The 24,883-nt window shown below is 54.2% G+C and carries 23 protein-coding genes; 5 read left to right on the top strand and 18 right to left on the bottom strand.

Annotated elements, in window-relative coordinates:
• Positions 1–19: 19 nt before the first annotated feature.
• The 8 genes from addA to regB all read right to left on the bottom strand — a co-directional run bounded on the left by addA (position 20) and on the right by regB (position 11,581).
• Positions 20–3,379, bottom strand: coding sequence for a double-strand break repair helicase AddA (gene addA / locus ACZ1HF_RS11265; protein ID WP_472657590.1), 3,360 nt, complete (start codon positions 3,377–3,379; stop codon positions 20–22).
• Positions 3,376–6,312 (bottom strand): double-strand break repair protein AddB, encoded by a 2,937-nt coding sequence (gene addB, locus ACZ1HF_RS11260; protein WP_472657589.1) that lies wholly within the window; start codon positions 6,310–6,312, stop codon positions 3,376–3,378. The genes addA and addB overlap by 4 nt, the downstream gene beginning before the upstream one ends.
• Positions 6,305–7,000: a nucleotidyltransferase family protein gene (locus tag ACZ1HF_RS11255; RefSeq protein WP_472657588.1), complete on the bottom strand. Its 696-nt coding sequence runs from the start codon at positions 6,998–7,000 to the stop codon at positions 6,305–6,307. The genes addB and ACZ1HF_RS11255 overlap by 8 nt, the downstream gene beginning before the upstream one ends.
• Positions 6,993–8,009 (bottom strand): aminoglycoside phosphotransferase family protein, encoded by a 1,017-nt coding sequence (locus ACZ1HF_RS11250; protein WP_472657587.1) that lies wholly within the window; start codon positions 8,007–8,009, stop codon positions 6,993–6,995. The genes ACZ1HF_RS11255 and ACZ1HF_RS11250 overlap by 8 nt, the downstream gene beginning before the upstream one ends.
• Entirely contained in the window at positions 7,999–8,499 is a 501-nt protein-coding gene (tsaE, locus tag ACZ1HF_RS11245; protein ID WP_472657586.1) for a tRNA (adenosine(37)-N6)-threonylcarbamoyltransferase complex ATPase subunit type 1 TsaE, read from the bottom strand. The genes ACZ1HF_RS11250 and tsaE overlap by 11 nt, the downstream gene beginning before the upstream one ends.
• Before the next feature lie 185 nt (positions 8,500–8,684).
• A complete protein-coding gene (locus ACZ1HF_RS11240) occupies positions 8,685–9,716 on the bottom strand; it encodes a PAS-domain containing protein (RefSeq protein WP_472657585.1) in 1,032 nt (343 codons plus the stop codon).
• Positions 9,713–10,129: a hypothetical protein gene (locus tag ACZ1HF_RS11235; protein ID WP_472657584.1), complete on the bottom strand. Its 417-nt coding sequence runs from the start codon at positions 10,127–10,129 to the stop codon at positions 9,713–9,715. Before ACZ1HF_RS11235 ends, ACZ1HF_RS11240 begins: the two co-directional genes overlap by 4 nt.
• 54 nt (positions 10,130–10,183) lie before the next feature.
• Positions 10,184–11,581, bottom strand: a complete 1,398-nt coding sequence (gene regB / locus ACZ1HF_RS11230; protein WP_472659037.1) for a sensor histidine kinase RegB — start codon at positions 11,579–11,581, stop codon at positions 10,184–10,186.
• A 92-nt stretch (positions 11,582–11,673) separates the two neighbouring features.
• On the opposite strand from regB, the gene ACZ1HF_RS11225 reads away from it, so the two are divergent.
• The 3 genes from ACZ1HF_RS11225 (at position 11,674) to ACZ1HF_RS11215 (ending at position 13,272) form a co-directional block, all read left to right on the top strand.
• A complete protein-coding gene (locus ACZ1HF_RS11225) occupies positions 11,674–12,288 on the top strand; it encodes an SCO family protein (RefSeq protein ID WP_472657583.1) in 615 nt (204 codons plus the stop codon).
• Positions 12,289–12,358: 70 nt separating this feature from the next.
• Entirely contained in the window at positions 12,359–12,913 is a 555-nt protein-coding gene (locus ACZ1HF_RS11220; protein ID WP_472657582.1) for an ActR/PrrA/RegA family redox response regulator transcription factor, read from the top strand.
• Between the two features lie 2 nt (positions 12,914–12,915).
• On the top strand, positions 12,916–13,272 hold the full coding sequence (locus ACZ1HF_RS11215; protein WP_472657581.1) for a hypothetical protein: 357 nt from the start codon (positions 12,916–12,918) through the stop codon (positions 13,270–13,272).
• 9 nt (positions 13,273–13,281) lie between these two features.
• Here the strand turns inward: ACZ1HF_RS11215 and trhO are convergent, their stop codons facing one another.
• Complete coding sequence (gene trhO / locus ACZ1HF_RS11210) at positions 13,282–14,187, bottom strand: oxygen-dependent tRNA uridine(34) hydroxylase TrhO (RefSeq protein ID WP_472657580.1); 906 nt, start codon at positions 14,185–14,187, stop codon at positions 13,282–13,284.
• A gap of 103 nt (positions 14,188–14,290) precedes the next feature.
• Here trhO and pncA point away from each other — a divergent pair, with 103 nt between their 5' ends.
• Both pncA and pncB read left to right on the top strand, forming a co-directional pair.
• The gene (gene pncA / locus ACZ1HF_RS11205) at positions 14,291–14,899 is read left to right on the top strand and encodes a bifunctional nicotinamidase/pyrazinamidase (protein WP_472657579.1); all 609 of its coding nucleotides are present in this window, start codon (positions 14,291–14,293) and stop codon (positions 14,897–14,899) included.
• Entirely contained in the window at positions 14,892–16,184 is a 1,293-nt protein-coding gene (gene pncB, locus ACZ1HF_RS11200) for a nicotinate phosphoribosyltransferase (protein WP_472657578.1), read from the top strand. Before pncA ends, pncB begins: the two co-directional genes overlap by 8 nt.
• Here the strand turns inward: pncB and ACZ1HF_RS11195 are convergent.
• The 9 genes from ACZ1HF_RS11195 to leuD form a co-directional block, all read right to left on the bottom strand.
• Positions 16,181–17,131 (bottom strand): phosphotransferase enzyme family protein, encoded by a 951-nt coding sequence (locus ACZ1HF_RS11195; RefSeq protein WP_472657577.1) that lies wholly within the window; start codon positions 17,129–17,131, stop codon positions 16,181–16,183. The two genes, pncB and ACZ1HF_RS11195, sit on opposite strands and share 4 nt — an antisense overlap.
• Positions 17,124–18,392, bottom strand: coding sequence for an aspartate aminotransferase family protein (locus tag ACZ1HF_RS11190; RefSeq protein WP_472659036.1), 1,269 nt, complete (start codon positions 18,390–18,392; stop codon positions 17,124–17,126). The genes ACZ1HF_RS11195 and ACZ1HF_RS11190 overlap by 8 nt, the downstream gene beginning before the upstream one ends.
• Entirely contained in the window at positions 18,385–18,807 is a 423-nt protein-coding gene (arfB, locus tag ACZ1HF_RS11185; protein WP_472657576.1) for an alternative ribosome rescue aminoacyl-tRNA hydrolase ArfB, read from the bottom strand. Before arfB ends, ACZ1HF_RS11190 begins: the two co-directional genes overlap by 8 nt.
• Positions 18,808–18,840: 33 nt before the next feature.
• Positions 18,841–19,800 (bottom strand): DMT family transporter, encoded by a 960-nt coding sequence (locus ACZ1HF_RS11180; RefSeq protein ID WP_472657575.1) that lies wholly within the window; start codon positions 19,798–19,800, stop codon positions 18,841–18,843.
• A gap of 64 nt (positions 19,801–19,864) precedes the next feature.
• Positions 19,865–20,746, bottom strand: a complete 882-nt coding sequence (locus tag ACZ1HF_RS11175; protein ID WP_472657574.1) for a DUF2167 domain-containing protein — start codon at positions 20,744–20,746, stop codon at positions 19,865–19,867.
• Positions 20,747–20,897: 151 nt separating this feature from the next.
• Positions 20,898–22,007: a 3-isopropylmalate dehydrogenase gene (gene leuB, locus ACZ1HF_RS11170; RefSeq protein WP_472657573.1), complete on the bottom strand. Its 1,110-nt coding sequence runs from the start codon at positions 22,005–22,007 to the stop codon at positions 20,898–20,900.
• A 58-nt stretch (positions 22,008–22,065) separates the two neighbouring features.
• Positions 22,066–23,043 (bottom strand): endonuclease/exonuclease/phosphatase family protein, encoded by a 978-nt coding sequence (locus ACZ1HF_RS11165; protein WP_472657572.1) that lies wholly within the window; start codon positions 23,041–23,043, stop codon positions 22,066–22,068.
• Between the two features lie 89 nt (positions 23,044–23,132).
• On the bottom strand, positions 23,133–24,059 hold the full coding sequence (locus ACZ1HF_RS11160) for a hypothetical protein (RefSeq protein ID WP_472657571.1): 927 nt from the start codon (positions 24,057–24,059) through the stop codon (positions 23,133–23,135).
• 161 nt (positions 24,060–24,220) lie between these two features.
• On the bottom strand, positions 24,221–24,826 hold the full coding sequence (gene leuD, locus ACZ1HF_RS11155) for a 3-isopropylmalate dehydratase small subunit (RefSeq protein ID WP_472657570.1): 606 nt from the start codon (positions 24,824–24,826) through the stop codon (positions 24,221–24,223).
• Positions 24,827–24,883 lie beyond the last annotated feature (57 nt).

The raw sequence follows: 24,883 nt of genomic DNA, 5'->3' as shown, positions 1-24,883 counted from the left end.
TGAAGCGCACGTCCGAAGGTCAAGATGTATGGTGTTGTGACAGTGCATACCTCACGATGTCGTGTGGTAGCAACATAAGTTGCGCTGTCTGTGTCCAAACAATTGCGGTCTCTATTTTTTTCTGTGGATAGATCAAGCTCAAAGCCGCTGCATAGGCACCCATCTGTTGCAAAAGGCCATCCGGAGTTTCCTGAGGGGTGCGTGGCACAAGGATGTTCGTTTTGAAATCCACAGCAAGGATTCGGTCAGGTTCGATGATCAACCTGTCGATGGCTCCACTAATCTGCCGGCCGCCCAAGGCGTCGAGTCTGGCGGTGATCGGCACCTCTGCCAATGTGCTTTGGGAAAACAAACTGGCCAGATCTGGGTTGGTCAGAACGCGCAACGCAATGGCGTAGAGGTCTTCGTCCAACGGGTTGTTATAGTCTTGCAGCAGCACATCTGCGGCATCGCGCCATTCTGCTTGTGGCAGGTTTGGCAGGTGCTCCAGCAATCTGTGAATGACCGTGCCACGGGCTTTTGCCTGATCTTCGTCCAGCCCGTTGGTTGGGCCGGGCAAAACCTTTGCGCCGCCAAGATCAGACGGGAATAAAATGTCAGGGGCTTTGATCGGCGGTGGGGTAGGCTGCAATGCCCATTGGGGTAGATCAGACAGGACAGGGTCCGTCACCAGGTCAGTATTTTCCTGATCTTTGGGCCAGTCGAGATACTCAAGCCTTTTGTGTTCCGTATCAGAAGGGCCAAGCAGGTCCATTCCGGCCTCGATGATGTCATACCAGCTTTTGCTGCTGGTCTTGTTACGCTTGCCTGCACCGCAAACCACCAGCCAACTTTCCGCCCGCGTCATCGCGACATAAAGAAGTCGCATCCGTTCTTCGGTTTGGCGCTCTTTCAACGCCACATTGAGCTGGCTTTGCACAAGCGGCATATCCTGCGCGCCCATTTTCCAAACGGGCATGCCTTCCAGATCGAAGATATTATTTTTCACGTCATTTTTGTTTTGCCCGGTGTCCGGCAGAATGACGACCGGGGCTTCCAGACCTTTGGCTCCATGCACGGTCATCACGCGTATTCTGTTGAATCTGTTGTCGATCTGGCGTTTGATTGTCACCTCATCCGAGGCAAGCCAAGTCAGAAAGCCGGTAAGGCTTGGGATATCTGTCCTTTCATAGGCCAGCGCTTGGCTGAGCATTGCGTCGATGCCTTCCTCGGCCTCCAACCCGAGACGGGCCAATAGCTTTTCACGGCCGCCATGCAGAGTCAGGGCGCGCTCCAGAATATCGTAAGGGCGCAGATAATCTGCCTGTTTGCGCAGGTCCTGTAGCATATTATATGCTGGCGCAAACTGCGCTTTCTGATCTTCCAAAGCCTGCCGCAAATACCCTTTTCGCCCATGGGCAAGATCATAAAGCTGCGCTTCGCTGATACCCCCCAGCGGGGATCGCAGAATGGTCGCCAAAGACAGATCATCTTCGGGTGTTGCGAGGTAGGACAAAAGCGCGGTGAGGTCTTTCACTGCAAGCTCTGCCCCGATGCGCAGCCGGTCGGCCCCGGCCATTGGCAGGTTTCGATCTTTGCAGGCGCGGATGATTTCGTGAAACAGAGCAGACCTGCTTTGCACAAGGATCAGAAAATCCCGCGGCTCCATCGCGCGTGTTTCTGGTTGGCCGTCCTTATTGATCAGCGTGATTTGTCCATGATCCAGACGGTCTTCGATAAAAGCCGCAATTTTGCGCGCAAGTTGAACGCTGTGATGGTTCTTGGCAATTGTATCGACTGGATCGAACCATGCTTTCTCGGCCTCGTCTTCGTTTTGATCGATCCATGGCCAAAGATCGACCCGCCCCGGCAGAGCGTCCTTGAAAGCCAGATGTTTTATATCTTCGCCCATGCCTTTGCGCAGGTCTGGTGTAAAAGTGACGTCTACAAGCTCAAGGATCGGTTTGGATGTTCGGAAGGAATACAGCAAATCCTGACGGTGCAGTTGGGTTTGTACTTTGCTCAACTCAGTGCTGAAATGGCTGCGCATACGCTCAAACGCGTCCGGGTCCGCACCCTGAAAGGAATAGATCGATTGTTTCTGGTCGCCTACGACAAAAACTGTGCGCTCCACCCCTTCGTGTGCGCTTTGTCCGGTTGTAAATTCTTGCGCCAGCAGGCGGATCACGTCCCATTGGTCTGGGGATGTATCCTGCGCCTCATCCACCAGAATGTGATCGATCCCGCCATCCAGACGGAACAGAACCCATGCGGCCACGCTGGGATCAGTTAGCAAAGCACGTGTTTTGAGGATCAAGTCATCGAAATCAAGCCAGCCAAGCTGCTGCTTGCGCCGTTCCAGACGCGGCAGGAAGCTATTAGCGAACAGATAGAGCGCAAGTGTTTTGTCATATGCAGAAAGGCGTAGCTGCATATCGCGCGCGTCCGCGACACGTTGCATGAAAGCTTGAAGCGGTTGTAGATCAGCGCCCAGCGCATCTTGAGCTTTCTTGGTTGGGACACTGGTGAATTTCGCTTCCGGCCTATGGCGGCCGTCCGATTTATAGAGAAAACAGTCAAACAGAAGGTTCAGATCAGCATCGCTGGGTGCATCAAAGTTCAAACTGGCAAGTTTTTCCGCCAAAGTAACCATCGTGGCGGTAAGCCCAGCAAGAACCGGACCAATACGCGTGATCAGATCGCGTTCTGAGCCATCAAAGGCAATCGATACCACGTTGTGTTGGGACAGCACATTGTCTGGTAAGTCAAACCGGTTTTGCAGTTTTGTCGCGTCGATCCTTGAGGCGAAGCTTTTTCGCTTCCCGGAAAGTTCTTGCAAAAATCTATCGGTCTCCTCGCCTGTGAAATACTTGGCGAAACCTGCCATGACAGCTGGCTCTGTCTCGGCGATCTGTTCCAGAATATCTGCGCGTAGGCGTTTCGCGGCACGGTCATCCATCTCGGTGAAGTTTGGCGATACACCTGCTTCTAGCGGGAAGCGACGCAAAAGGGATGCGCAGAACGAGTGGATCGTTTGGATTTTCAAGCCGCCGGGTGTTTCAATCGCCTTTGCAAACAAACGCCGCGCATTGCGCAGCATGTCGGGCGAGATATCACCGGGGGTAAGGCCTAGATCAACCAAGTTTGCCGACAAGTCCACATTGGGTTTCATTGCCCAAGCGCCAAGTTGCACGAAAAGGCGGTTCTGCATCTCGCTTGCGGCAGCTTTCGTGTATGTCAGGCATAGGATGCGCTGGGGTTGCACACCTTTCAAAAGCAACCGTGCTACACGGTTTGTCAGCACACGCGTTTTGCCTGATCCGGCATTTGCCGCCAACCATGTCGAGACATTCGGGTCTGCTGCCGCAATCTGGGCTTGGGTGGCGTCGTTTGCGATCATGGCCCCACCTCTTGCGGGTTAACCGGGTCGGTCTGATCCCATTCGCCAAAACGCGCCAGATGATCATAGTCCTGATCCCAGCGGCTTTCGTAAACGGCCCGGCGCGAGGAATAACCCCGTTCGCGATTGGTGTAGCTTGCAATCAGGCGGACAAGGCCATCCCAGATTTCGCCAAGCTGTCCGGGGTCGTATTCTGTGATCTGTTCATCGGTTTTTGCGCCAAGCCCGATATATCTGGTTTCAGCGATGCGGGTATCCATGATCCCCGTAAAACCACCCCGTTCCGCGATGCTCGCCAGAAGCGGAAGCTGTTTGTTAAAATGCTCTTGCTGATCTTTTGTAGGCAGAGCCCCGGTTTTGTAATCATAAAGGATCAATGTGCCGTCTGGCGTGCGATCAATCCTGTCGGCCCGGCCGTGCAGCGTAAATTCTGGTGCAATCATTTTCGTACTGCCGTCTATCTCGCAGGCGATTGGGGTTGCGATATCGCGTCGTGCAACCTCTGTATCCAGAAACCACGGGGCCACACTTAGCAGTTTCGCCCGCCACATGGCGCGTATGGCAGGCCATGGCACCTGATCGGCAAATACACGATCTGCGATAACCATCAGATGGTTCAGGGGATCATCCGGCAAGCCGTCTTTTGTGCTCTTGACGAAATCATGCAGCACATCGTGAAGTGCTTGACCTCTGAGTGGGGCATCAGCAGAGCTTTCAAGCTGGGTCAGCGGTTTCAGGTCCAACACATAGCGCGCATAAATCGCGTAAGGGTCGCGGATAAGCTTTTCGATACGGGTGACAGACAGTTTCTTGGGGCGTGCTGCCACCGGTGGGCGCGGCGAGGGTCTTGTAGCTGGTTTGACGGGTAGAACCGGTGTGTCGAGCTGGGCCGAGAGCTTCAGCCATTCATCACCCCGGGCCTTCATTGCGTCGTAACACCCCGGACCTTCGCCCGGCAGTCCGTTCAGAAGGTTTGACAGGCGATTGAGCCAGCGGGACGGGACAGTCTGTGCCTCAGCATCCCGGACCGCGCGGGTCAACCAGACCTGCGGTGCGGCGACGGCTTGCTGGAAATCATGGGCTGACAGGCCGATGCGGCGTTCTGGCAATAGCAGCCCTGCCTCTTGGCGCATCTTGCGGTTGAGCCAAGGATCAGGTTTGGGTGCTTCCGGCCAGATGCCATCGTTCAGACCTGCCAGAATAACCAGATCAGCCCCTTGAACGCGGGCCTCCAGCGTTCCCCAGATCATGATGGTCTCATGGGGTGTGAACGGATTGCGCACCTCTTCGCGCGCCAGTATCGCATGGATCAGATCCGCATATTCCGCAGGCGTCATATCTCCACCAGCGTGGGCGGCTTCTTTCAACGTCTCTACAGTTTGCAGCGCTTTTTCGCCGGGTTTTGCCAACCAAAGCCCGCCCGACCCCGGTTGATCCGGGCCTGCGGACAAGCGTTCGGTAATGCCAAGGTGATGGGCCAGCTGATCTGCTAAGGTTGCGGTGCCTGGGTGCATCAGACCCTCAAGGCAGGACCAGAGCCAGGTAATCCATGCCGTCACATCTGCATCATCTTTGCGTTTGGATGCCCATTTTTGCAGGTCTTCGAAAGACAGAAACGGAGGGCCACCCCGGAGCATTTCCAGCTCCAAATCGCGGGTGCGGCGTAGATGTTCGTTGCGCTGGGCTCCACAGACAAGCGGATGTTTCAGCAGCGCAAGCAACGCCTCTGGCGTGACACGTTTGCCCATAAGGCTTGCGGTTTGGCGCAACAGGCGGCCTGGTGCGGTCTGGGGCAAGGGTATGCCAGCGCTGTCATCCGGTTCGATCTTCCATCGTTGCAGCGCGGCTGTGACCTGCCGCGTCAAGGTCCGGTCCGGTGTGATCAGGGCTGCTGTGTGGCCGTCCTCGACGGCTTTTCGTAGTCGCAGGGCGATTGTGGTGGCCTCTGCGCGGGCGCTGGGCGCTTCAACCAATGTCAGCTGATCCGTGGCTTCGGTCAAATCTTTCAGGTTTGGCCCGTCTTCGAGCCAACGATCTGTGACGGGGGCAGGGCACAAGGCCAGTGAGATCAGTTTGTTGCGCGACCTGCTGACAGGTGTTTGGTCAATCCACGAGCCAATATCGTTTGGACCCAGTTCAAGATCCTGCATCAATCTGCGAAAGCGATATTGCGGATGATCTTCTCCTGTCAAAGCCTCATCAAGCTGAGCCCAAAGATGCGCCCCCATCTCAAAGTCAAATCCGGGCAGAACCACTGCGCCTTGGGGCAAACGCGCTACGGCTTCCATGAACAGTTTCGTTGTCCCGCGCGACCCGGTTGAGCCAGCCACAATGATCGGATGCTCTGGCGGGTGCATTTGCCAGCGTTCTATCAGACGGGTTACGATCAGTCGTTGCCGGGCCTCGGCATCCAGGGCGGTGTCATCGCCAAAGTAATCCTGCACAATAGTCAGAAACTTTTGGCTGCGCGCCCAATGGGCGGAATGTTGAGCCACATCTACGGAGGCAACTTTGTCCGGGGCGATGCCCTCGCCCTGCATTTCCTCCATAAGCGTCGCAAGGCTATCGGCCAGATCGAAGGCTGCGTCCTGCGGCGCGATATCAGGCTCTGCTGCGATCAGATGTTTAACCAGTTGTGCGAGCTCCAACCGCCTTGCCAACGGATTGGCGGCCGGTGTGACATCGGCAAAGGACATGTCATGTGCCAGATCGGTGATCAGGCGCAGGCGCGGCAGGAACGTGGCTGGCCCGTCCTGAAACAAGGTTTGCATCCGTCGTGCCATGCGGCGCGTATTTACGAAAAGCTCAACCTTTGCGATGACCTCGGGGGGCTGGCCTTGCAACCGTTGTATCAACCCGTCAATCAGGGCGCGCGGAAAGTCGATGCCGGGCGCAATGCCAAACAGACGGGGGGTCTTCGCGGGGTCAAACATCGCTACGGGCCAACATCTGTTCTGCTTTGAGAATACCGTCTGGTGTCCCCACATCGGCCCAATGACCGGGATATTCCACACCATAAAGTGCGCCATCCCGTTCCATCTGATCCCACACCTCATTGAGTGAGAACGCCTGTTTATCAACTTGCACTACACGTTCGGTTTTCAGAATTTGTGCGCCGGTATAAACAAGCCCATCAAGATTGCGTTGTAATTGCCCGGTGGTGGATCGTTGGAAGTTTCCGGCACGTGCGTAGGCGACCGTCCGGCTAAGGGGGACAAGCAGCAGCAAAGCTTCCATCCTGTCGGGGGCCCAGTGCTGATCTAGCAGGGATAGTGGGTTGGGACCGCGCCAGATCGCGTCCGGGTTCAGGGTGAAAACCGGGTGCGGTCCAAGGATTGGCAGTGCATTCTTCAAACCACCACCGGTTTCCAGAATGTCGGAGTCTTCTGTAATGATCGCGACATTATCCCGGCCTGCCAGATGGGATCGGATTTGGTCCGCTTTGTAGTGGGCGTTGACCAGCGCGGTTTTCTGACATGCGCTGACAAGATCCAGTGCATGGTCAATCAGGGGTCTGCCTGCCACGTTGATCAACGGTTTCGGGCGGTCTTTGGTCAATGCGCCCATACGTGTGCCGAAACCGGCCCCAAAGACCATAACTTGACGGGGCGTCTCAGACATGGGCTGCCTTGATATGATCAAGTATTTCGCGGGTTGGTGTCAGGAAACGCTGTGCCACAAAACTGCGCAGGTCTGACAAGGCAGGATGCGCCATATCATCCTGCAAATTGGCCCAGACACGTGGGATCAGGTCAGGGTAGTGACGCTTGTTATCGCGTACGCAAAGTCTGGTGAAGACGCCGATAATCCGCAAATTGCGCTGGGCACTGCACACAGCATATGCTGTGTGAAAGGCGGTTTTATCAACGCCGGTCTTGGTCATGAAATGATCGAGCATGGCTTGCTGCACATCCTGTGCGACGTCCCGGCGAGCGTCTTTCAGAAGGGATGCAAGATCGTATGCTGGATGCCCCAGCATAGCGTCCTGAAAATCCAGTAAACCCACACGGGTAAGACCGGAGCGATCTGGCATCCAAAGCAAGTTTTCTGCGTGGTAATCTCGGTGCACCAGAACCGGATCGCCAACAAGATGGGTCGTTAGCAAGTCATGGACCAGATCGTAATAAGTATCGCGATCCTTGCCAGAAGGCGCCGATCCAGCGCAAATGCGCATGTACCAGTCTATCGCCAGCATAGCGGTTTCAGACATTTGTTTCGGGCCATACTCTGGCAGACCCGCTGGCGCGCGCGTGTTTTGCATTTCTATTAGCGCGTCTACGGCAGCCTGATAAAGGGCCAGCTCTTGGGTTTGTTCATTTTCAAGAACACGCGCGAACAGAGCATCACCAAGGTCTTCCAGCAGCAGAAACCCATGCTTTGTATCGGCGCTGATTATCGTTGGGGCGCTTAGCGGAATGGTGTGCAGATGCTTGGCGATGGTCACGAATGCCTGGACATCTTCGCCCGTTTGCGGTGGTGCATCCATCAGAACGGCGGGTCCATGCTGTGGGTGATGCAGTCGCTCATAGCGTCTGTTGGACGCATCACCGGCCAAGGGAACGCGTTTTGCGTCAGTCCAGCCAGCATTTGACAGGAACGTGGCAAGATCAGTCGCGCGGTCAGGTATCATTGGAAAACTGCTCTGTAATACGGGTCAGCAAAGCCATCATGTCCGGACTGGTTGAAGACATGTGGCAAACCCGTGCGTCTACCTTGGGGCCAGATGTGAAGGTCAGGTTAATGGCATTGGGTGGCGTTAGATTGCCCAGCTTCTCGGGCCATTCAACCAGGCAAACACCTGCCTCAAAGGCTGTATCAAGGCCAAGTTCGATCAACTCATCAGAGCTGGTCAGGCGATAGAGATCAGCGTGCCAGATTTCCAGATCACCAGCGATGTAGGTTTGCACCAGTGTAAAGGTTGGGGAAGGTACGTCCTCGACAGTCCCGTGTTTTGCAAGACAGGTTTGGATAAGGGCGCGGGCGAAAAAGGTTTTACCGGCCCCCACGAATCCATGCAGTAGGAACACCATGCCAGGCTGAAGGTCCGCTGCAAATTTTTTGGCCAGCCGCGCCGTGTGATCGGGTGTCGGAAGCTCTATCTGTAGCTCTGGAAGGATCACATGTGGGATCATCCCACAAGTTTTACTGCAACTGGCTGCACCCGCAAGATGTTATCAGGGGCTCAGCATTGTTCCGGACAGTTTTGCCTCGATCGGTGGGGAGGCTACGGTTTCATTGGTGAAGCCTATCAATGTGGCTCCACCGGCCAGCGGGACCAGTCGACACGTCAATCCGCGGCCATCTGTTAGCTGTGCGTCTGTTTGCCAGGGCGCGCGTTCGCCAGTCCGCACGATGAAATTTCGTATCTCATTCCAAAGGGGGCTGGCGCACAGGCTTTTTGCCATATCCGCATGGCGTCAAGAATGCTGATCTGGCTAAGGGCGTCATTGGGATCAATCCCCCAAAGCTGTGCATAAGCAAGGTTCGACATGTTGATCACGCCATCGGCACCGAAAATTGCAATTGCCTCTTCAAAGCTGTCAAAAACGGATTGGCTGAGATCGAGTTCCTGCCGGAACTTCCGTGTGAGCGAGATTTCGGCCGTTATATCCTCAAACAGAAAGGCAATCGCACCTTCCGGGTGAGGGCGACCAAGTATGCGGTATGTCTGGCCCGATGGCAGTGTCCATGTCTCGCCATAGGTGCCATCAGTGGCGGATTTTTCCAGTGCCGTAATCTTCTGTCGCCAATCGTTGAAATCCTTGCGTTCTGGCAACATTCGACGTTCGCGCAGCATGTTCAAAAAATCATGCAGCGTCGGGCGCGCTATCAGCCATTGTGGCTCCAGAGAGGTCAGCTCGCTCAGTGCCGGATTGAAGGACACAAGCTGACGATTGCGATCAAATACAGCAAGGCCGGTAGGCAGATATGCAAAAGTTTGGGTCAGGGTTTGCATAAAATTGCGCCGCGATTCCTCGGCCTGAACAGCACTTGTCTCGTCAGACGCGAAATTCAGACTACCGCCTTCAATGCCAAAACTCGCGATTTCATACCACCTTGTATTACCGCGTCCTGTGTCCAGCGATACTCTATGAGGTTGCGCCGTATCCCCTGGCCGTGTGAGCGATGCGGGCATGAACAAACGCTTTGGCGGCCATGCCCCGCCATCATGCGATGCGCCTGCCTCTTCCAAGAGCGACAGATATGCGTGATTGACCCAGTCAATCACGCCGTTTCTGTCTTCACGCCAGATCGGGGTAGGGCATGTCTCAACCGTACCGCGCAGTGTTTTCAGCTCTTCCTGTGATGCTATCGCTTCCCTTTGATCAATAATCACTTTGCGAGAGAGGGGGCTGTGATGCCGATGATGGTGATCACCACACGATTGCCGGGAAAATCTGCCGTGAATTTTACTGGTCCATCTATGGTCACGTCAGACATTTTAAGGCTTGTCTTGTCGCGTTTCGCTGCGGCCATTTCGCTGCGCAGGTTTGGGAAGACCTGTTGCATTCGTGTCAAAAGCTGATCGTAGGCATCTTCATCAATATCTTCGATGTTCAACGCATCCTGTGCGGTTGGCGAAAGGGCCACCAGTTCACGGTTTTCGAATGTGAACACCTGCGCCGTTTCATTGATGACAGTGCTGGTCTGTGTGGTTTGCCTAAGGCGGTCAACCGCCCAGACAGCCAGAAAGCCCACGTAAAGGCTAAGACCGCACAGCGCAGTGATATCAAATACAGACCACATCATAGACCCCTGCTGGAAATCATCACTGCAAAGTGGCCTATGAGGGTTAATCTGACGTTAAATCTGGATTTGGCGGTTTTCACCCAACCCGGCAGAGCGTTGTTTATCGGGTGCGAGGATGCGCGCAGCAGGCCATGTGACCTCGGCAATAGCACCTCCACGATCTGATCGTTCCTGATCCGTCAGAAACGGATCTGATCCGTTGGCAAAGGAGATATCCGCGCCAGAGCGTTCAAGAAGCGTTTTGGCGATAAACAGGCCCAACCCCATTCCTTCATATTCCGGGCGTTCTGCAGTGTCGGAGTCAAAGCGTCTGCGGCGTACGAAAGGATCCCCGATGCGGCCCAATATATCCTGTGGATATCCCTCACCATCATCGATAACGCGGATGGAGATGCGATCCTTGCTCCAATTGACATCGATCCAGACAGTGCTTTTGCAGAAATCGACGGCATTCTGGATCAGGTTTCTTAGACCATGGATGATTTCGGGCTGACGCATGATATTTGGCATGGCCGTTTGATCTTCTGACAAAGGCGCAAAGCTGAAATGGATTTGTTTACCGCGGTCCAGATGCGGCTCTGCCGCTTCTTCCAGAAGGGCCCCCAAAGGCGCGCTGCGCAGATGCAGGTCATCCTTACCTGCCCGCCCCATGGATTGTAGAATATCCCGGCACCTGTCTGCCTGATCCCGGATCAGGGCTGCGTCTTCCTTCAAGTCCGGCCGGTCGTCCAGTTCTTCCAACAGCTCTGCACTGGTCAGCTTGATGGTTGCCAACGGTGTTCCAAGCTCATGTGCGGTTGCAGCGACCACACCACCCAGATCAGTTAATTTCTGTTCCCGCGACAAGGCCATCTGTGTGGCCAACAGGGCTTGGCTCATCGAATAGGTTTCTGTCGTCACGCGCCCTGCATAGATTGCAAGAAACACGATACCAATCATGATTGCGACCCAGAACCCAAAGGTGAAAAGGGGCGGCATTTGCAAAATGTCGCCCGTGTTTGACCTAAGCGGTGCATACCAAAATGCCAGAATGGTAATCAGAATAACCGCTAATACGCCTAAAAACAGTGTGGATCGTAGGCGCAATGTCATGGCCGATACCGTCACGGGGGCTAGGATCAATAACGCAAAAGGGTTGTTCAACCCACCCGTCAAATACAAAAGAAAAGCCAGCTGTGACACATCGAAAAGTAGGGTCAACATGACCTCGCGTTCGGGCAGACGCTTGTTGGGCGGATATATGAACCCGGCCACAAGGTTGGAAATTACTGACGCTGCGATTGCCAGAAAGCATAGGCCCAGTTCGATCTGAAGCCCCAGCACGAAACTGGCGATTAGGATTGTTGCGCTTTGCCCAACCACCGCCAGCCATCGCAATATGACCAGTGTTCTAAGACGAACAAGCCCATTGCGGGTCCTCTGCTGTAGCAGGTCAGACCGGGTGTCGGTCATCATGAAATTGTGATTGGGGGCGTCATAATGGCAGATTGATAGTCTGTTCGCGATGTTCGATCAATGGGTCAAGTTATATGAAGGACGCTATCATGAGCAAAGCATATGCCGTAACTGCCGCAAGCCTTGTGGTCGCCATGTTAGGTGGGATCGGGGCCTTTATATATATGAACAAGGGTCAGGAATACGGATCCTGCTCGGTCAGTACTATCGCTGAAGGAACCGCAATCGGTGGGCCGTTCACCCTTGTGGATAAGGATAGCCGAACTGTCACGGATACGGATGTCATCACTAAACCGTCTTTGGTCTACTTCGGGTATACTTTTTGTCCTGATGTCTGCCCGCTGGATGTTGCGCGGAATGCCGAGGCAGTTGACCTGCTGAAAGAAGATGGTCTGGATGTGCAGCCAGTTTTTATTTCGATTGATCCGGAGCGCGATACACCAGAGGTTGTCGGCGAATATGCCGATGTGATGCACCCTAATATGATTGGCCTGACAGGATCACCGGAACAGGTGAAAGCAGCCTCGCAGGCTTACAAGACATATTACAAACGCCAGCCCGGGGATGATGAATATTATCTGGTCGACCATTCGACCTTTACCTATTTAGTTATGCCAGACAAAGGATTTACAGAATTTTTTCGCCGCGAGGCAACGCCTGAAGATATGGCTAAAACGGTCGCCTGTTTTGTTGAGAATGGATGAGGTCGTTTGACGCGCTATCCTTTCAAACATAGATACTATTGCAGGTAATGTGGAAAAGGGACGAAACCCCATGACAGATCGCCCTTTGAGCGAGATAGGCGACGACAGGTCTCTTTTGATTGTCGATGATGACGAACCATTCCTGCGACGCTTAGCGCGGGCTATGGAAAAGCGCGGGTTTGAGCCCGAATGCGCCGAAAGCGTCGTCGCAGGCAAGGCGATTGCGACAGCAAGGCCACCTGCCTACGCCGTGATTGATTTGCGGCTTCAGGATGGTAACGGTCTTGATGTTGTAGAGGTGCTGCGCGCGCGTCGGCCGGAAGCAAAGATTATTGTTTTGACCGGTTACGGCGCGATTGCTACGGCGGTTGCCGCGGTTAAAATTGGTGCTACGGATTATCTATCAAAGCCGGCGGATGCGAATGATATTACGTCGGCCCTTCTGGCTGTGGGAAGTGAATTGCCGCCGCCGCCAGAAAATCCGATGTCAGCAGATCGTGTGCGCTGGGAACATATTCAGCGCGTCTATGAGCTGTGTGACCGCAATGTCAGCGAAACCGCGCGGCGGCTGAATATGCACCGACGCACGTTGCAGCGCATTCTTGCCAAGCGCAGCCCACGTTAAGTATGCGGGTTACGGTCGGAATATTTGGCATTGTCGTAAGTAGCCTGTTTGCAGCTTGCCAGCCCACAGAGCAGGCACCTACGACACAACGGACCAAACCGATTCCATATCAGTTTGACGGTGGCGGTGTGCAATTGGTGGGCAGCACCAAGCGCATCGATTTCGGCCGCACCGATCACAGCACGATCCCGGCGATGACCAAGCTGGTGGGTGCAGGGCCTGTCGCGCAATCCCAATGCGCCAATGGTGCCTCAAGAGTTACATGGCCTGGCGGGGTCACGCTGATCTTCGCGCGTAGCGAGTTTCGCGGCTGGGCATCCGGGGGACGGACTGCGGGTGTAGGATGTAGCGGGGCCTAATCCCTATGATCAGATTTCGCCCAAATGCGGTTCACCCCGTTCACGGGACAGGCGAATTTGCTTCTGGCGTTCTCTGAAACGGGCCCGGTCTTCGTCGGAATACTCATCAATGCATTGGTGGCATTGCACGCCCGCCTCGTATTCCGGGCGTTTGACATCTTCGGGCTGGATTGGGCGACGGCAGGCGAAGCATAGTATATGCGGACCTTCTTTCAGCCCATGCCCGACCGAGACACGGCCATCGAACACGAAACATTCCCCATTCCATGTGCTTTTGTCACGGGGCACCTCTTCCAGATATTTCAAGATACCGCCTTTGAGATGAAATACATCCTCCACCCCCTGCCCAAGCAGGTAGTTGGTGGATTTCTCGCAGCGGATGCCGCCTGTGCAGAACATCGCGATTTTCTTGTTGTGAAAGCGGTGTTTGTTCGCTTCCCACCACGCGGGGAATTCGCCGAAGCTTTTGGTATTCGGGTTAATCGCGCCATCGAACGTGCCGATCGCCACCTCGTAATCATTACGCGTGTCAATCACAGCAACATCGTTGCTGGTAATCAAATCGTTCCAGTCCGCTGGGGCAACATACTGCCCTGTGCCAGATGCCGGGTCTACGTCGGGTTGACCCATTGTAACGATTTCGCGCTTCAGACGCACCTTCATGCGCTTGAATGGCATCTCGCTGGCATGGCTTTCTTTATGTTCCAGATTTGCACATCCCGGAAGGGTTCGGATTAAAGCCAAGATGGCATCTATCCCGTCACGTGACCCGGCAATCGTGCCATTGATCCCTTCCCGCGCGACCAGAATTGTGCCTTTGATGCAGTGTTCGGCGCAGCATTCCACGATTCCAGACCGCAAGGCATCAGGATCGTCGAACTTGGTAAAATGATAGAGAGCAACAACGGTAAACATACTCTGCGAGATAGTGCAGGAACAGACCATATGGCAAGGGGCAGAGTTGACGCCCGCCTGCAGGGCGCATAGCAAGTTTGGGCGAATACCAAAGGGGGCCACTATGCGCGACGCAAATGAAGCGCTGATTGTCATTGACGTGCAGAACGATTTTTGTCCGGGTGGTGCCTTGGCTGTTACCGGTGGTGATCAGATCGTCGCGGGTATCAATGCGCTGATGACAGAGTTCCAGGCGGTTGTTCTCACACAGGATTGGCACCCGGCGGGGCATTCGTCTTTTGCCTCTTCCCATGCGGGTCAGTCGCCTTATGAGGTAATCGACATGGCGTATGGCCCGCAAGTTCTGTGGCCTGACCATTGTGTCCAAGGCACCGATGGCGCATCTTTTCACGCTGATCTGGCAGTGGACCATGCCCAGATGATCATTCGCAAAGGGTTTCGCCGTGACATCGACAGCTACTCGGCATTCTTCGAAAATGATCACAAAACTCCGACAGGGCTGGACGGCTACCTGCGTACCCGTGGCATTGAGAAGCTTACGATGGTGGGGTTGGCGACGGATTTCTGCGTGCATTACTCGGCCATTGACGGCGCTGGTCTGGGGTTCGATGTGACGGTCGAGCAATCTTTATGCCGCGCGATTGATCTGGACGGATCATTGGCCGCCGCTCAAAATGCCATGACATCATCTGGGGTGCGGTTGGATGGTTGATATTGCAACACGCGTCTATAACCACAAATGGAAGATTGACCCGATTGTGCGGTCACTGATCGATACGGATTTCTATAAGCTGCTGATGTGTCAATCGGTGTTTCGCAACAAGCGTGAAACCGATGTCACCTTCTCGCTTATCAACCGTACCAAAGATATCCGTCTGGCTGAGCTGGTAGATGAAGGAGAGCTGCGCGAACAGCTTGACCACATACGCTCACTCTCGTTGTCGCGGGGGGAAAGTACCTTTTTGCGCGGGAATACGTTTTATGGCAAACGTCAAATGTTCCGCCCCGACTTTATGGAGTGGTTCGAGAATTTCCGTATGCCAGACTACCATCTGGAAAAACGCGACGGGCAGTATGAGCTGACATTTGAAGGCAAATGGCCCGAGGTCATGCTGTGGGAAATTCCGGCTCTGGCCGTGTTGATGGAGCTGCGGTCGCGCGCTGTTCTGAAAGACATGGGCCGGTTCGAGCTGCAAGTGCTTTATGCGCGTGCGATGACGCGGCTTTGGGAAAAGGTAGAGAAGCTTCAGCATGTCGATGGCTTGCGCCTTGCTGATTTTGGTACACGGCGCAGGCATAGCTTCATGTGGCAGGACTGGTGCGTGCAAGCCATGCAGGAAGGTTTAGGGGATAAATTCGTTGGAACCTCGAACTGTCTGATCGCCATGCGCCGTGAGGTTGAAGCGATTGGGACAAACGCGCATGAGCTGCCGATGGTTTACTCCGCCCTGGCGGACAGTGATCAGGCTTTGCGACAAGCACCCTATGATGTTCTGGCCGATTGGCACGAAGAACATGAAGGCAATTTGCGCATCATTCTGCCTGATACGTATGGCACCGAAGAATTCCTGCATTGCGCGCCTGATTGGCTTGCAGGCTGGACGGGGATACGCATTGATTCCGGCGATCCTGCGCAGGGTGCTGAAACGGCAATACGTTGGTGGAAAGAGCGGGGCGAAGATCCGCGAGAGAAGCTTGTGATCTTTTCAGACGGGCTTGATGTAGACAAAATCATTGAGTTGCAGAAAAAGTTTGTTGGCCGGGTGAAGGTCTCATTCGGGTGGGGCACCTTACTGACGAATGATTTCCGTGGATTGGTGCCGGGCAACGGTCTTGCGCCATTCTCACTAGTTTGCAAAGCCGTACAGGCGAACGGGCGTCCTACGGTCAAACTGAGTGACAACCCCCGCAAAGCAATGGGGCCAGAGGCCGAAATTGAGCGCTATAAGCGTGTGTTTAACGTGGGCGCTCAGGCCGAGATGGAAGTTGTGGTTTAACGCAGATAAAGTGCTGCACATCGCAAAGCGCGTTCTGCATAAAAGCGTTGACGGGGATCGTCGGGTTTTGCACGCGATATTATCCACCCGCATGACGCCATAGCCCGCAACATCAGAAACAGTTTCAACGATTGTGTAGTTTGACCCATTTTCAAAGAGCTGTAACCCGATAGCAAGGCAGCGCTAAGACCGCGCAGCGCGGGATGCTCTGCGTGTTGGACAAGCGCTGTGCCTAAGTCATATCCGCGATATCCGATGCCACTATCATCGAAATCAATCAGCCACAGCCCATCCTGCTTTTGCAAGATATTCTCTTGTAACAGGTCTGCATGGATCAGCCCCATATCGGGCTGGTCAAACTCATGCAGATCGTGACGCGCTTGTGTTCTGGCGTCTTGCAGAAACGCTGTTTCCTTTGGCATCAGCGCAGGGTTTTCCCAAAATCTTCCCCATTGGGGCGCGTTTCCCAGCAATGCCTCAGTCGTCCAAGCCGGGCGGGTCATCTGGCTTGTGTCGATTGCGTCTGTTTGAAGATGCAGACGCGCAGTCAGGGCACCGACCTGTTCATAAAGCGTAAGCTGGTCTGCAATTGAACCCGTGAAATGCAAGCCATTCTCCCCTATGGGCTGAGCGTCAATCCAAGTAATGAGCGAGACGACCGTTCCGTCTGTTTGAATATGCGTCAGTTTACCTTGGACAGTGCGGATTGGGCGCGGGCAAGGGAACCCGCCTTCGGCCAGGGCATCGATCCAGAGTAGCTCTGACCGGATCGAGTCGTTGGTTTGGTAGCCCGTTCTGTGTAGGCGCAGGGCTGCGCGGGTCTGGTCCCGTAAAACAACTTCGAAAACAGCGTTTTCTCGGTTTCGGATCAGGCGAGGTGCGCAGGCGAGGCCACCCCAAGCCACTGCAGCGCTTTTGGCTAGTGCGATGATCTCAGCCTCAATCATAAGGTGTTGTCGCCAAAACATGGTCCAATATATCCATGGCCAAGTCTGCATTGTCCTTTGAGAAAGGCATTGGTGGGCGCATTTTCAGCGTATTCATGTGCCGTCCAATCCTGTTCAAGAGAACGTCGTTTTCACGCATAGCTTCTACAACGCGCGCGGTGAAGTCAGTGGCGGGTGTGCCATCGTCATTTACAAATTCAAGGCCAAAGAACAGCCCCAATCCGCGCGCTTCAGCCTTCAATGGATGGGATATGCTGTGCAGCCGTTCTAGGGCATACTCACCAACATTCCGGGCTTTGGTGATCAGGTCTTCTTCTTCGACCACATCCAGCGTTGCCAATGCGGCGGCGCAACTGACCGGGTTGCCACCGAATGTATTGAAATACCCAAAGGCGTCGCGGAAGGTTTTCATCAGGTCAGGTCGCGTGATCAGCGCCGCACAGGGATGACCGTTTGCCATCGGTTTGCCAAGCGTCACGACATCAGGGGCAAACCCTAGCCATTCATGGCCCCACCAATGGGTGCCTATGCGGCCAAATCCGGGCTGAACCTCGTCACACAGGATCAAACCACCTGCCTGCCTGATTACCTTCACAGTTGGGTCCAGAAATCCCGGCGATAGGGCTGGAAACCCCTCATTGGCGAAGGTTGGGCATAGCATTAAACCGGCGAAACCATGACCAGCGACTTCCAGTTCCCGAATGGCGTGGGCTACGTTTTCCGCAAAAGCGTCGGCTTGACCATCGTGCGTGCCGCCTACGGGGCGGACAGTATCCGGCGCGGGAACAAGCCGGATGTGATCCGGGTAGCCACCAATTGGCGGTCTGCGGGTTGATAGCTGTGAGACAGCAGTCGTATTGCCATGATATGTGTTGTCTGTGGCAATGAACCCGGTTTTGCCTGTTACGGCCTGTGCAATGCGTAAAGCGATGTCGTTCGCCTCGGACCCTGTGCAAACCATAATCATCTGGCTCAGATCATGGGAAAATTTTGCAGTCAGCCGTTCGGCATAGTCCAGAATACCTTCATGCAGATAGCGAGTGTGGGTGTTCAGTGTGGTGGCCTGTCGCGCGATAGCATCGACGACCTTGGGGTGACAATGACCGACATGAGGGACGTTATTGTAGCAATCGAGATATTTGCGCCCGTCTGCATCCCACAGCCAGACCCCTTCGCCTTTCACGATATGAACAGGGGTATCATAAAAGGTCGGCACATTGGGCCCCAGAAGGCGCGTGCGGCGGGTCAGAAGATCACTCATCATCCTGCACCTTCCCGCGCAGCAATTTAACAACGCCGCGTTGTTTCTTTGAAGCAATCCGGCGTCGCTTTGCCCCCAAAGTTGGACGTGTCGCAATTCGGCGTTTCGGCGTTTTCAGCGCTTCCCGGATCAGGTCAATCAGTCTTTGCTGGGCAATTTCACGATTTCGCGCTTGGGAGCGTGTGTCCTGCACAAAAATGATCAGCGCCCCATCCGCTGTCCAGCGCCGCCCTGCTAGCCGTTTCAGGCGGGCTTTGGCGGGTGCGGGCAGGTTGGGGGATCTTGCTGCCTCAAACCTCAGCTCAACGGCGGTAGAGACCTTGTTGACGTTCTGCCCACCCGGCCCCTGCGCGCGGGTAAAGCTTTCAGTCAGTTCCCAATCTTCAAGGGTGATGGTGTCATTCACGCGGATCATGGGCGCAAATTAAACATGATTTCCAACAAAGGGCTATTGGTCCGAGTTGCGGCGTAACATAGGACCTATACGCAGGGATGTGCCGGTCTCTGGGCGGCTGCGCGTGCGCAGTACGGGTTGTTCGGATGTATCGGATCGCCCTTCGCGCAACAGGATGTACAGCCCACTTGCGATAATGACGCCAGCACCAATGCCGGTTGGCCAATCGGGTTGTTCGTCGAAAAACAGATAGCCATAGGCAGTGGCCCAAAGGATTTGCGAATATTGCATCGGTGCAACAATCACTGCCTCGGCTGATTTGTAAGCGGCGATGATGCAAATCATCGCTATGAAGGCCAGCGCCGAGATCATCGCGAAGGCTCCAAAATGTACGATTGGCATCGGTTTGTAGACGAAGGGCAGAATCGCGGCCATGACGATGCAATTCGCAAGCATCGGATAGACAAGTAGAACCACGCTGCGTTCATCCCGCCCGATCTTGCGCACAATGATCGATGCCAAGGCGCCAAAAACCGCAGCGGTCAGCGCTGCCAGATGACCAAGCTCAAGCTCGGCCTGACCCGGCCTCAAAACGATCAACACACCGATTAGCCCAACGATGACCGCAAACCAGCGCCGCAGACGCACGGTTTCGCCAAGAATAGGGATGGACAGAACGGTGATCAGCAAAGGGGACGCAAACAGGATTGCATAGACCTGTGCCAGCGGCAGGGTCGAGAAAGCGTAGAAAGCACAGACCCCTGTTATCAATGCCGCAGATGTTCGCAAGGCTGTCCACCATGGGTGGCGTGGGCGCAGGTTTCCGTCACGTTTGTCCTGTATCAGCATCACGGTCACAAATGGAAACCCCAGCAAAACGCTGAAAAAGACAATCTGAAAGGCGCTATATTCCTGACCGACAAATTTTACGATCACGTCATGGCTTGCAAATATCGCAAACCCCGCAAGGGCAAAAAGCGCACCTTTAACATTTGAGGGTTGCTCTTGTGACATAGCAATATCACTTCGTTATGAATGCCCTCATGCAAAGCGCAAAACCGTGCGGGACTCAAGTGCGTTATCTTCTAAAAAGTTTCCGAAGACTCAGGATCGGCAATAAAGCGACGAACCAGAACTTTTTCAGCAAAAGCAGAGCGACCGCCAAAAATCCGGACTTGGCCAGAACTTTGCCCGCGATCAGACCACCGATACCAACAGCCGCGACCTGATCAATAGAAGGGTCAAAGTCTGCATAGGTGTTTCCCGGTGTGAATTCAGCCATGTTCAAAACATCGGGCAGGGCTGCGTTCACGGTTTCAAGCTGATCCATGCCGGCAATAAAATTCATAACCAAAACACCTTGCCGTCCAAGGGCGCGAACATTGTAATTCAACGTGTTTTGTTCGCTTCCTTCAAATAGAAGCTCTTTTGCCCAGAACAATTTACGCGTTTGTGCATCATAGTGAGGGGCTGTGGCCCATCCGATAAGCTCGATCCGCGCGTAGCCATTTTCTTCCAGCCAATCGCTTTCATCGATGGTGTCTTGTTTCATTTCGCCCAGAAGTGCGTCGTAATCATATCCGGCAGCATCTTCGTCCGCGACATAGCCGATATCTTCATACCAGACTTCAATCCCCCAGCTTTCGGCGTCTGTCGGGGTGGCGTTTGCCGGAAAAATCATCCCAAGCGTAGTGTCGTCCGGTGGGTTGCCCCAGAGCTGGCTCAGCACATAGCCTGCATCATCGCTATCAAGGAAATAATAGTCGTCAGTCACGGTTAACTTGGCGACACCGCCCGGCAAGACAATCTCACCCTGCTGGAAATCCAGGTGATCAATCGCATCTCGTTCTTCCTGCGAAATGCTGCTGATCCTGTCAGGAAACATTTCGGAAAATGTCTTGGCGTTCGCGGTGACAGTAAAGGCAGTAAGAATAGCTGCAGCACATATCGTCTTAAGCATGGGTATCTCCGAACAATGCGAGTCCCCAAATCCGCGATTTTGCAATCTGCGCAGTTTAGACAAGCCGTTGCCTTATGTAAGACTTTATGGCGCTATCAGGTGCAACAGCAGCGTTCGTTACCGATTTGCAACAACCTCTGTGACGTAGTTATCACAGGGTGGCGTCCAATGCCTTCAGAATTTCATCGCCCATCTCAACGGTGCTGACAAACTTTCCGTCGCCTGCCTGCATCAAATCAGCAGTTCGTACACCCTGTGCCAGCACGGCTTCGACAGCGTCTTCCAATCGGGTTGCTTCCCCACCCTGATCAAAGGAATAGCGCAATGCCATTGCAAAGCTGAGGATGCAGGCAATCGGGTTGGCTTTGCCTTGACCAGTTATATCAGGGGCAGACCCATGAACTGGTTCGTACAATGCCTTGGGGCGACCGTTTTCCATGGGCGCGCCAAGTGACGCTGATGGCAGCATACCCAGCGATCCGGTTAGCATCGCCGCGCAATCACTGAGGATGTCGCCAAACAGATTGTCTGTGACTATCACGTCAAACTGTTTGGGCGCGCGGACCAGCTGCATGGCGCCGTTATCGGCGTACATATGGCTCAGCTCTACATCGGGGTATTCGTTCTGGTGAACCCACGTGACTTCCTCGCGCCACAGAATCCCGCTTTCCATGACATTGGCTTTCTCCATCGAGCAGACCTTGTTGCTGCGACGGCGCGCTAATTCGAATGCGGACCGTGCCACACGGCGGATTTCGGCAGTTGTATACCGTTGGGTATTAACCCCAACCCGTCCACCTTCATTGTCATCCTGAATGCCGCGGGGTTCACCGAAATAGACGCCGGATGTCAGTTCGCGCACGATCATGATATCAAGACCCGAGACGATATCTTTCTTGAGGGACGAGAAATCGGCCAAAGCATCAAAGCATTGGGCCGGGCGCAGGTTTGAAAACAAATCCATTTCCTTGCGCAGACGCAAAAGACCGCGTTCAGGTTTTACGCTGAAATCCAGATCGTCATATTTTGGGCCACCCACAGCACCAAGCAGAACTGCATCAACCTCAAGGGCTTTTGCCATGGTTTCATCAGCAAGCGGGACGCCATGTTTGTCATAGGCCGCGCCGCCAACCAAATCTTCGCTGACGTCGAATTGCAAGCCGCGCTTTTCGCCAAACCAATCAATAATACGCTGCACCTGCGTCATGACCTCGGGGCCAATACCGTCGCCGGGAAGGATCAGAAGGGATGGGTTCGACATCAGGTACGCTCCGTCAGAAAATTATGTCATCGGGGCGTATCGTGACAGGTGGATCAGGTCAAGATGATCCGTCCCTGTTCCTCCAGATGACGTCCACCCAAACAGGTCTGTGCCGCGACCCAAATTCGGTGCCTGTGACTGGCCATGCCACCCCGGCGACTTTCACCCCAAGGGCGGCGGATGGCAACATGTAGTCCACGCGCAGGTTGCCTGGATCAATATCGCGGGGCCAATAGGCGGTATCCAGTGCGGGCGGCCCAAGATGATCCGGGTCTGCAAGCGCAACAGCACCGTCGCTTTGCGGCAACGGGTCTTGCAGCTTTTCGTGGCGCAAAAGCGCATGCAAGTTCGGCTTCAATCCGTCTCCATCGATGGGGTCATTGTTCAAAACCCCAGCCAGCACAAAATGCGTTTTGTCGAATGCGTGGCCATCAGGCGACCACCCGTCGAGGTACTGTAGCCAAAAGCCGATTTCATCGCTGTTGCGTAATCCGTTTCGATCCTCTGGCCCGTCAAAGACGGGCGGGCTGGTGGCAGAGGTTAGTAGGTGCAAGACACCTTCTGGCAATCGGATCGGAACATCCCACGCGGCGACGGAATGCAATCTGAGAACAGCCAGTTCATCTTCGCTAAAATAAGGTCCATCAGGTGTCTGTGGCAGCGAGGCGTCTGGCAGGTCTTTCCATAGAAGGTCCGAGAAATCGCGCACCTGATCCACTAGAATGGCATGGCGCGACAGGATCGCTATACCGTCTTGCCCTGCATAAAGGCCATATCCCTGTTTATCACGGGCTTCCCCCAAGCGATTGTTGCGGTCCAGATCGAACCCTGTTGGGTGGCCAGTATTTGGGTGTGAAGCAAAATGATAGGGCAGGTTCAGCCCCATCCGGGCAAGTTGTTGTTTGATTAGCTTTAAAGCCACACCATCATGATCATAGTCCACGCCCTGCAGTACAAGTATATCTGGTCGCACTGAAACAACCTGACGAAGTGTAGTTTGCACATCAGGGTCGTCTCGCATCAGGTCACGGACCAACAGGCCTGGCCCTTTGCGCGAAAGTTCAGTGTCAAAGGTGGCTATTCGGTAGCTATCAGCAATGACGGCCCAAGCTGCACATAGCCAAATCAGGCAGCTTGCAAGGCAGCATTGACCGCGTTTTTGCCACGCTCGCGTTCTTCGCGGATCATGTCGGCAATGCGGTTCATCGCGATACCGCGCATGAACAGGCTGGCCGGAAGAAATGCCCATAGAGAAACCATCCAGATCAGCGTCTGAGGTGAATGCACCATGGAGGCATCAAACAAACCAGACGCAGCTTTTGCTGCTGTTGGCATCAAGAATGGCAGGAAAAACCCTAAAGCAATGTTAAAGCGTGCATCACGGATCAATCGCGTGACCACATCATCCCCCATAGTCGGGTCAAAGGTCGGAAGGTTGGTCCAGAAATTAAACCGCTCAAACCTGTTTGGCCAGCCATTCAGGCGGAGCAGAACGCTGAATATAGCAAGCGAGACCAACGCGACAAGATAGCTTAGCCCAACGCAGGCGCGCATCAGCATTTCATGCTGTTCGGTACTGTTTTCGGGCACCAACAGCATGATCAGGCGGACGGGGCTATAGGGGAAATCAATCAGGTGGCCGATCAGTACGCCAACGGCGGTGACGATCTGGGTCAGCGTTGACGGATCATACAGTCCACGAAATACGATGGACAGCAAACCGACTGTGACGAAAAGCGAAATGAAACGCACACGATTAAAAGGCGGGGCGTAACGAAACTCAATCAGGCCGGGGTAAGAAGCTGCATATTCGATCAGTGTGATCGCGGCGCCGAAGAGGGCCAGAAGGGCAACAATTTGCGCTGTGTCTGGCGTAACAGAGGGCAAGATCATTGATGGAACCGCGACAAGGATCATGACCAGAGTTGCCCGGAATGCAGCACCGGCAACGCGGCGCGCTACGGACTTCACGCCCTCAATCTGTTCGCCTACGTCTGTAATCTGGGATTTTGCCCAATTCGATCCGCGCGTGTGTAATGCAAAATGCTTCATAACGGAATATCTTCGCCCTCATCAGATACAAAGGGGACTATCGATAACACTGGGGGAATTTATTAGGAGAATTCGTGGTTTTCTTGTGTCAAACTTGCATGCGTCTGACGTAAACAGGCCCCAAAACTGGCGCTCGGGGCCTGAATTTTGTCCGAATTATGTCAGACCCAAGGTCTGGAAGCGCTGGCCTGTGCTTCAAACGTCTTAATGGAATCGGCTTTCTCCATCGTCAGGCCAATGTCATCGAGCCCATTCATCAGGCAATGCTTCCTGAACGGATCAACGTCGAAGCTGAATACCTCTCCGTCCGAGGTCGTGACAGTTTGTGCCTCAAGATCGATGGTCATCCGTGCGTTGGCACCCTTTTCGGCGTCTTTCATCAGGATATCTACTTGTTCCTGCGGTAGAGCAATCGGCAGGATGCCGTTCTTGAAGCAGTTGTTGTAAAAGATATCCGCATAGCTTGGCGCGATGACGCAACGGATGCCGAAATCCTTAATCGCCCAAGGCGCATGTTCACGGGACGACCCACAACCGAAATTGTCGCCAGCCACAAGGATTTCCGTTTCGCGATATTGCGGCTTATTCAGCACGAAATCGGCAATCTCATTGCCGTCGCGATCATAGCGCATCTCGTCGAAGAGGTTCACGCCGAGACCTGAGCGCTTGATGGTTTTCAAGAACTGTTTTGGGATGATCATATCGGTGTCGATATTGACCATCGGCATCGGGGCAGCGATGCCAGTCAGTGTTTCGAATTTATCCATTCCAGCGATTCCTTTTCGCTAATTTGGCTTGTCGGATTCCTGTCGGACATGTGTCGG

The sequence above is a fragment of the Litoreibacter sp. GN1-5 genome, from assembly GCF_055693805.1.
The sequence above is the reverse complement of the archived record's forward strand: the minus strand, read 5'-3'. Positions and strand labels throughout refer to the sequence as shown.